Origin of the sequence: Streptomyces sp. CBMA123, from assembly GCF_014596465.1 — a bacterium.
Taxonomy (GTDB): Bacteria; Actinomycetota; Actinomycetes; order Streptomycetales; family Streptomycetaceae; genus Kitasatospora.
Window position 1 is genome coordinate 20,391 of the sequence record NZ_MECK01000008.1, and the last position, 8,679, is coordinate 29,069.

At 70.2% G+C, this 8,679-nt stretch carries 8 protein-coding genes and 1 rRNA gene; all 9 read right to left on the bottom strand.

The window, feature by feature from the left end:
- Positions 1–12: 12 nt before the first annotated feature.
- The 9 genes from BG452_RS02730 to rrf all read right to left on the bottom strand — a co-directional run bounded on the left by BG452_RS02730 (position 13) and on the right by rrf (position 8,677).
- Positions 13–489 (bottom strand): bifunctional nuclease family protein, encoded by a 477-nt coding sequence (locus BG452_RS02730; protein ID WP_188302499.1) that lies wholly within the window; start codon positions 487–489, stop codon positions 13–15.
- A 91-nt stretch (positions 490–580) separates the two neighbouring features.
- Positions 581–1,276, bottom strand: a complete 696-nt coding sequence (locus tag BG452_RS02735; protein WP_188302507.1) for a MerR family transcriptional regulator — start codon at positions 1,274–1,276, stop codon at positions 581–583.
- 182 nt (positions 1,277–1,458) lie between these two features.
- Positions 1,459–2,001 (bottom strand): FHA domain-containing protein, encoded by a 543-nt coding sequence (locus BG452_RS47565; protein ID WP_317620873.1) that lies wholly within the window; start codon positions 1,999–2,001, stop codon positions 1,459–1,461.
- Positions 2,002–2,563: 562 nt separating this feature from the next.
- Positions 2,564–3,652 carry a DUF881 domain-containing protein gene (locus BG452_RS02745; RefSeq protein ID WP_317620874.1) on the bottom strand — a complete coding sequence of 363 codons (1,089 nt, stop codon included), beginning with the start codon at positions 3,650–3,652 and terminating at the stop codon, positions 2,564–2,566.
- Positions 3,645–3,977 (bottom strand): small basic family protein, encoded by a 333-nt coding sequence (locus BG452_RS02750; RefSeq protein ID WP_030062488.1) that lies wholly within the window; start codon positions 3,975–3,977, stop codon positions 3,645–3,647. Before BG452_RS02750 ends, BG452_RS02745 begins: the two co-directional genes overlap by 8 nt.
- Positions 3,974–5,047, bottom strand: a complete 1,074-nt coding sequence (locus tag BG452_RS02755; RefSeq protein WP_223241658.1) for a DUF881 domain-containing protein — start codon at positions 5,045–5,047, stop codon at positions 3,974–3,976. Before BG452_RS02755 ends, BG452_RS02750 begins: the two co-directional genes overlap by 4 nt.
- A 175-nt stretch (positions 5,048–5,222) precedes the next feature.
- On the bottom strand, positions 5,223–7,718 hold the full coding sequence (locus BG452_RS02760; RefSeq protein ID WP_188302502.1) for a mannose-1-phosphate guanyltransferase: 2,496 nt from the start codon (positions 7,716–7,718) through the stop codon (positions 5,223–5,225).
- Between the two features lie 123 nt (positions 7,719–7,841).
- Positions 7,842–8,462 carry a CDP-alcohol phosphatidyltransferase family protein gene (locus BG452_RS02765; protein ID WP_188302503.1) on the bottom strand — a complete coding sequence of 207 codons (621 nt, stop codon included), beginning with the start codon at positions 8,460–8,462 and terminating at the stop codon, positions 7,842–7,844.
- A gap of 98 nt (positions 8,463–8,560) precedes the next feature.
- Positions 8,561–8,677: ribosomal RNA gene (rrf, locus tag BG452_RS02770) — 5S ribosomal RNA — on the bottom strand.
- Positions 8,678–8,679 lie beyond the last annotated feature (2 nt).

The following is an 8,679-nucleotide window of genomic DNA, read 5'->3' on the forward strand; positions in this document are numbered from 1 at the left end:
GCCCCGTCCGCACTACTGCGGACCGCCGCCCCCGAAGTCCTCGGGCGACACCTGGTCGAGGAACTCGCGGAACTTCTCGACCTCGTCCTCCTGCTCGTCCGGAATCGCGATGCCCGCCTCGGCGAGCACCTCCTCGCTCCCGTAGATCGGCGTACCGGTGCGCAGGGCGATCGCTATCGCGTCGGACGGCCGGGCACTCACCTCGACCCCGCCGGCGAACACCAGCTCGGCGTAGAACACGCCCTCCCGCAGGTCGGTGATCCGGACCTCGGTGAGCTGCTGGCCGAGCGCTTCCAGGACGTCCTTGAACAGGTCGTGCGTCAGCGGGCGCACCGGAGTCATGCCCTGCTGGGCGAAGGCGATCGCGGTCGCCTCGCCGGGGCCGATCCAGATCGGCAGGTATCGATCTCCCCCGACCTCCCGAAGCAGCACGATCGGCTGGTTGGAAGGCATCTCCACCCGGACACCCACGACGTCGAGCTCATTCACACAGGCAACCCTATGGCTACGACCCCGGATATGAAAGCGCAGGGCCGACGCCGCTGGTCAGCGCGGTGCACCGGTCCTGCGGAGGGCACCCCTAACCCCGGGACCGCAGACCGGCCTGGACCATGGCCGCGTGCAGCCGCACCGACAGCGTCGCCAGCTCCCTCGCGGTGGCCTCGGCGTGCGCCCGGGTCTGCGGGTTCCGGTGCCGCCGCAGCGGTGCCACCACCTGCTCCACCAGCGCGATCTCGCGGTCCGCCGCCGCCTTCATGGCCCTCAGGTGCCGCGGCTCCAGCCCGTACCGGCCGAGTTCGGCGACCAGCCGGGCCACCTGCAGGGCCTCCCCGTCGTACCCACCGTCCGGGCCCGGCACGACCAGCCCGTACGCCTCCCACTCCGCCAGCTGCGGTTCGCCGGCCTCGGCGGCGGCGAGCAGTTCGGCCCGCCCCAGCCGGACCCCGGAGGGGACGTCGGCGGAGGCGACCAGTTCGCGGTCGGCCTCCTCCAGCGGCCCGGGCCGGGCGTCCGCGGCGGGCGGCAGCGCGGGCGGCGCCTCCCCGCGCTCGATCGCGTCCAGGTGCTCGCGGATCACCCGCAGCGGCAGGTAGTGGTCCCGCTGCATCCGCAGGACGTAGGCCAGCCGCTCCACGTCGGACGGGCTGAACTTGCGGTACCCCGAGGGAGTGCGCTGCGGCTCGACCAGCCCCTCCGCCTCCAGGAAGCGGATCTTGGAGATGGTCACCTCGGGGAAGTCGTCGCGCAGGAAGGCCAGCACCGCGCCGATGCTCAGCAGTTCGTCACCGCCGCGCCGCCGGCCGACGGGCCGGTCCGACCGGACCGGCTGCCTGGGGCCCGCGACCACCCCGCGCCCGCCCCGGTCCGCCAGCGGACCGGACGACGACGCAGGGTTGGCCGCCCCGAGAGAAGAGGAAGGGGTATTCGTATTCACTCGGGCTCCCACCGACGTTGGTTTCAGTACCCCCGGTTGTGGCCGGCGAAGAACACCAGCCGGTACTTCCCGATCTGCACCTCGTCGCCGTTGTTCAGCGGCACCTCGTCGATCCGCTCCCGGTTGACGTAGGTGCCGTTCAGGCTGCCCACGTCCGCGACGCTGAAGCCGGCCTGGGTGCGGCGGAACTCCACGTGGCGGCGGGAGACGGTGACGTCGTCCAGGAAGATGTCACCCTGCGGGTGACGCCCCGCCGTGGTGACGTCCGAGTCCAGCAGGAACCGGCTGCCCGAGTTCGGGCCGCGCTGGACGATCAGCAGCGCCGAGCCCGGCGGCAGCGCGTCGATCGCCGACAGCACCTCGGCCGACAGCGCCGGCGTGGTGCCGGTGCCGGTCGTGGCGGAGGGGTCGTAGGACTCCAGGCCGGAGATCGAGATCGTCGAGGTGGTCTCCACCGCCCCCTCCGGCAGCAGGCCGCCGCGCAGCGCGGTGCCGCAGTTGGAGCAGAAGCGGGCCGCGGCCGGGTTCTGGTTGCCGCACCTGGGGCACGGAGTGGGGCCAGCCATGTTCACAGCCTCCTGGCGCGGCACACCCGACGGGTTGTGCCCGGCGTACGGGTCCGGGGCAAACCCTCCACCAGAGGTTGAGGGTCCTGACGGGAAACCTATGCGCGGGTCGCCGGAGGGGTCAACCGACGCGCCGTAGCCCGCCGGATTCCCCGCGTACTGCGCGGCGCCGTCCCGGTACAGCTGCTGTCCGGCGTACGGCGCGGCCTCGGGGGCGGGGCGCATGCCCGGCACGGCGGCCTCGTCCTCCGACCGGCGGTGTCGCGCGGTGGGCGCCTCGACGGCGGCCGCGTCGCGACCCTTGTTGCGACCGAACAACTTCGAGAAGAAACTCACGGGCGAATCCCCTTGCGTGTGACAGACCCGCCCGCGGGGCAGGGTGAGAACCTCGGACAGGCTGCGGGCCCGGTTGCGGCTCGGGCCTGCTGGAGTGGTACTCCGACGGTTGGTGCTTCGGTTGGTGCTACGGAGCGTACTGGTGCGAACCAGTCTCTCCCACGCGACGACGGCGCCCCGCACCGGGTGGCGCCCGCCCGTGACGGGCCGTTCGACGTGCGCCCCGTCACTTCGAGGCCGGCTTGGCGTACTGCGGCGTCTTCAGATCGACGAGGGCGTCGACGACCACCTTCTGCTGCTGGGTGATCGTCGCCCGCGCCTGGTGGCTCTCCAGGGTGCGGACGACGCCCCCCGGGATGTTCAGTGCGGGCGTCAGGTCCTGCGGGTTCCCCACGACGGTGAACCGATAGGGCTGCGAGACCTTCTTCCCGTCGATCTGCACCCCACCGCCCGACAGGTCGGTGAAGTAGGTGTTGACCACCACGCGCACATCGTTGATCTGAATCGCCTCCGCCCCCGCCGCTCGAAGTTCCTGCAGGGTGTCCAGCAGCATATCCGCCTTCACCTGCCCTTGGGGATCATCGACCGTGAGTACGATGCCCGGACCTGTGGCTTTGACCGTACCGGCCAGCACACCCAGTTCCGTCATCTTCTTCCTGGTCTGCTCCTGGGCCTCCTTGGCCTGGTTGGAGCTGTTCTCCAACTTGCCCAGGGACTGCTCGAGCTCGGCCTTCTCCTGCTGGAGACGCTGCTGACGGCTGTCCAGTTCGTCGAGGATCCGCACCAGGTCCTCCTGCCGGGCCCCGCGCAGCTGGTTGTGGTGGTCGTTGGTCGAACGCACCTGGATCGCCAGCCCCAGGCCGAGCGAGAACAGCAGCAGCGCCACCACCAGCTGCCCGCGCGACAGCCGCGGTGGCCAGAGCGCCGCCTTCAACCGCCGCCGACCGGTGTCGCGGTCCGCGCCGGGCGGCTCCTCGGCGGCCTCCGGCCCGGCCGGTTCCGCCGGCTCCTCGGCCTCGGCCTCGACGGCCTCCGCCTCCGGCTCCGGCTCCGGCTCCCGCCCCGGCTGGGGCTCGCTCTCGGACGCGACCACCTTCGTCAGCCGGACCGACGGCTCCGGCTCCACCACCCCGGCCTCGAGCTCGCCCTCAGCGTCAGACTTCTCCGGCTCCGCCGCACCCTCGGCACCCTCAGCGGCTCTTCCGGCCCCCTCAGGCTCCTTCGCCACCGGCTCCGCCGCGGCTTCCTCGGCCGCAGGCGCCTCCGCCCTCTTCTCCTCTTCCTTCTCCGCCGCCTCGCGGCCCGGCTCAGGCACGGAAGACATGGCGCCGGATCGCCGCCGCGTTGGAGAAGATGCGGATGCCGAGGACGACGACCACACCCGTCGACAGCTGCGAACCGACGCCGAGCTGGTCACCCAGGAAGACGATCAGGGCCGCGACCACCACGTTCGACAGGAACGAGACGATGAAGACCTTGTCGTTGAAGATCCCGTCCAGCATCGCCCGGACGCCACCGAACACCGCGTCCAGCGCCGCCACCACCGCGATCGGCAGGTAGGGCACGACGGCGTCGGGCACCTCGGGTTGGACGAAGAGTCCGACGACCACCCCGATCACGAGACCCAGTACGGCAATCACGGTCTAGCTGCTCCTGTCCCTGTGGTGGTCTTGGTGGATCCGCCGGACGGCCGCCGCTTCGCGGGCTGACCACCGCTGGTCGCCGACGGTGAAACGGACGCGGTGGGGCTCTCCGAGGTTCCCGGGCCGCCCGACGGAGTCCCGCCCGGTCCGGCCGTCGAGCCCGCCGATGGGCTCGCCGTGGGCGAGGGCTCGGGCGTGACGGGCTGGGCGGTCCGCAGCGTCACGCCGACCGCCGCCGGCAGCGTCAGGCTCTTCTGCGTGGAGAGCGTCGACTTGATGCCGTACTTCTCCTGCAGCAACCGCAGGTACTGCCCGGCCATGTCCCGCTCGAAGGCGCCGAGCAGCTTCGGCCCGTCCCCGATCGCCTGAAGGTTGTACGGCGGGACGAGCGGCCGGTTGTCCACCAGCACCGCCTCACCGGCGGCCCGGATCGCGGACAGGGCGGTCAGCCGCTGCCCGTTGATCGAGACGGCTTCCGCCCCGGATCCCCACAGACCGTTCACCACGAGTTGCAGGTCCCGGTCGCGCAGCCGGCCACTGTTGGAGAAGCCCTGTCCGGCCCGCGGGTCGACGTTGCCCCCGCCACCCGTCCCGGCGGCGTCCTCCAGGACCAGCTTCACCCCGGGCCCGGTGACCTCGCCCAGCCCCACCTCGCCGGTCAGTCCGCCCGCTCCGCCGTCTCCGGAGGCCAGCGCCTGCTGCTGGGTGTCGTCGACCTTGCGCCGCAGGTCCTGGACCTCCTTCTGCAGGCGGTCCGCCGAGCCGTTGCTGTCGTTGATCCGGTGGATCAGCGCGTCCCGCTCCTTGGCCAGCGTCGGCTCCGCCTTGTGCGCGTTCACCGCGCCGACCGTCACCACCGCTCCGACCAGCGCCAATCCGGCGCCCAGCGTCAGCAGCCCGCGTAGCGTCCGGGGCATCCGGCTGTCGTGCTCACCGCCTCGGACCGCGGCCGCCTCGGCGTACCCCTCGTCCAGGCTGTGGTCCATCACGTTGGTCAGCAGGGACATCGAGGCGTCCGGGCGGTTGTACCGCCCGTTCGGGGCACTCGGCGTCGGCGTCGCTGGCATGCGGACCATCGTCCCATGTCGGCGGAGGGGCCAGCGCACGGCCCCTGAGCTGCACACACGCCACACACATCGACGGAAAGTGACGGACCCCTCCGAATGATGTGAAAACGGACAACGGGGCGCGCGGACTGATCCGCGCGCCCCGCCGGTTCAGGGAACTCGTCCGCTCAGCCGGTCACCGCCCCGCGCCCTCGACCACGGCCGCCCACTCGTCCAGCAGCGCGTCGGTGGCCTCGTCGTCCGGGCCCTCGGCCCACAGGTGGGTGACCGCCTCGGCCGGGTCCGGCAGCACGAGGGTCCACCGCCCGTCCGCTTCGACCACCCGGACCCCGTCCGTGGTGTCCAGCCGCCGACTGCCGGCCGCCTCCACCACCGAGCGCATGACCATGCCCTTCGCCGCCCACGGCGTCGCGATGTCCCGGCGCCTGATGTGCGCCTGCGGGATCCGCGCGTCGATCTGGCTCAGCGTGAGCTGGGTCCGGGCCACCAGGCCCACCAGCCGGACGAAGGCCGCGGCGCCGTCCAGCACCCCGCTGAACTCGGGCACCACGAAGCCACCGCGCCCGTCCCCGCCGAACACCGTGCCCTCGGCGGAGGCCGCCTTCGCCAGGTCGTCCGGCGTGGTCGTGGTCCAGATGACCTGGGTGCCGTGGTACGCGGCGACCTGCTCGGCGATCCGGGTCGTGGTCACCGGCAGCGCCACCTGCCCGCTCCGCCGCTCTGCCGCGACCAGGTCCAGCAGAACCAGCAGCGCCCGGTCGTCGTCGATCACCCGGCCCAGCTCGTCGACGAACGCGACCCGCTCACCCACCGGGTCGAAGCGCACACCGAAGGCCGCCCGCGAGGAGGCCACCAGCTCACCGAGCCTGGCCAGCCCGGCCCGCCGGGTCTCCGCGTCCTCGGTCGGCCGTGCCTCGTCCAGCCCGCTGGAGACGGTGAGCGCCTCCACCCCGAGCCGGCCGAGGATGCTCGGCAGCACCAGCCCGGCACTGCCGTGCGCGGTGTCCACCACCACCTTCAGCCCGGCCTCCCGGACCCCGGTGGTGTCCACCGTCCGCAGCAGGTTGCCCGCGTAGGAGTCGAACACACTCGACGGGAAGGTCAGGTCCCCGATCTCCCCCGGGAACGCCCTGCGGTACTCCTGACGTGCGTAGACCCGGTCGAGCTTGCGCTGCCCGGCCTGCGAGAGGTCCGCCCCGCGCTCGTCGAAGAAGAGGATGTCCAGCGAGTCCGGCACTCCGGGGGTGGTCCGCAGGAAGATCCCGCCGGCGCTCCCCCGCGCCGTGTGCTGCCGGGCCACCGGCATCGGCACGTTCTCCAGGTCGCGGACGTCGATCGCGGAGGTCTGCAGCCCCGAGATCATCGCCCGTTTGAGCGCACGCGCACCACGCGAGTGGTCACGCGCAATGGTGACGGTGGCGCCCTTCTTCAAGGTCGTCGCGTACGCACCCGCCAGCCGGACGGCCAGCTCCGGGGTGATCTCGACGTTGAGGATGCCCGAGACGCCGCGGACCCCGAAGAGGTGCTCCTGGCCACGCGACTCCCAGATCACCGAGGTGTTGACGACGGCACCGGCCTCGATGGTCTTGAAGGGGTAGACCCGGACGTTGGCCCCGATGATCGACTCCTCGCCGACCAGGCACTCGTCCCCGATCACCGCGCCGTCCTCGATCCGCGCGGCCCGCATCACATCGGTGTTCTTGCCGACCACGCAGCCGCGCAGATTGCTCTGCGGCCCGACGTACACGTTGTCGTGCACCACGGCCTTGTGTAGGAACGCACCGCGCTTGACCACCACGTTGCTGCCGAGCACCGTGTGCTCGCGGATCTCCACGCCGGCCTCGACCTTGGCGTAGTCCCCGATGTACAACGGCCCGCGCAGCACGGCCTCCGGGTCCACCTCCGCCCCTTCGGCGACCCAGACGCCCGGCGAGATCTCGAAGCCTTCGATCTCCACGGAGACCTTGCCCTCCAGGACGTCCGCCTGGGCCTTGCCGTAACTCTCGTGGGTGCCCACGTCCTCCCAGTAGCCCTCGGCGACGTACCCGTAGACCCGCTTGCCCTCCTTCAGCAGCTGTGGGAAGACGTCGCTCGACCAGTCGACGGACTCACCGGCCGCGACGTAGTCGAAGACCTCCGGCTCCATCACATAGATACCGGTGTTCACCGTGTCGGAGAAGACCTGACCCCAGGTCGGCTTCTCCAGGAAGCGCTCGACCCGCCCTTCCTCGTCCGTGATCGTGATTCCGAACTCCAGGGGATTCGGCACCCTGGTGAGACAGACCGTGACCAGTGCGTTCTTACTGCGGTGAAAGTCGATCAGTTCGGAGAGATTGAAGTCGGTCAGCGCGTCACCGGAGATCACCAGAAAGGAATCGTCCTTGAGCGCGTCCTCGGCGTTCTTGACACTCCCCGCAGTGCCTAGTGGCGTCTCCTCATGGGCATACGTGAGGTGCATGCCCAGTTCCTCCCCGTCACCGAAGTAGTTCTTGACGAGTGACGCCAGGAACTGGACGGTGACGACGGTGTCGGAGAGGCCGTGCCGCTTCAGCAACCGGAGCACGTGCTCCATGATCGGCATATTGGCGACCGGAAGCAGCGGCTTCGGCATGCTGGAGGTCATCGGGCGGAGTCGGGTTCCCTCGCCCCCTGCCATTACTACGGCTTTCATTACGGGTGCGTCCTCCTTTGCGGTGGTGGACCTGCAGGTCCATCAAACCGTTCCAGAGGTTCTCTACCCGGAAGGTACCGTCCGACGCACCGGGGCGGCGTGGGACTTCTCTCAGATCACGTCTCAGGCTGTGGACGCCGAGCCCGCGGAGCCGGCCTTGATGATCTGCCGTGCCTGAACCGCGTAGAGAATCGCCGACCACCAGTACAGGGTCGTCCCCCACCAGATGAAGGCCCAGCTCACCACCTCGGCCGGCCGCGCGATCCAGCTGTCAATTCCGCCGAGCAGCAGAAGCGGAAACGCGTACATCAGATTGAAGGTCGCGGCCTTGCCGAGGAAACTCGTCTGCAGCGGCCCGTATCCGTGCCGGTTCAGAATCGGCAGCAGCGACGCGATAAAGACTTCCCGGGCCAGCAGAATCGCCGTCACCCACCACGGCAGGAACTCACGCCACGTCAATCCGACGAGCGTGGACAGCACATAGAGCCGGTCGGCCAGCGGGTCCAGCAGCTGCCCCACCCGACTGATCTGCCCCCACCGCCTGGCGAGCTTTCCGTCCAGATAGTCGCTGATCCCACTGAGCGCCAGAATCAGCAGCGCCCAACCGTCGTTCTTGGGGCCGCCGAAGGCGGGCCACAGGATGAGCCAGAGAAAGAGCGGAACGCCGACCAGCCGGCCCATGCTCAGCAGGTTGGGGATGGTGAGGACGCGATCGGTCTGGACCCGCGTCTCCTGGACCTCCACCCGGGGGCCTCCTGTCCTGTATCACGACAATGCACGTTGACCATACAACAGAAAAGCCCCCGCCCGGTTCACCCGGCGGGGGCTTCTCTCGAAGAATTGTTCGGCGGCGTCCTACTCTCCCACAGGGTCCCCCCTGCAGTACCATCGGCGCTGTGAGGCTTAGCTTCCGGGTTCGGAATGTAACCGGGCGTTTCCCTCACGCTATGACCACCGAAAC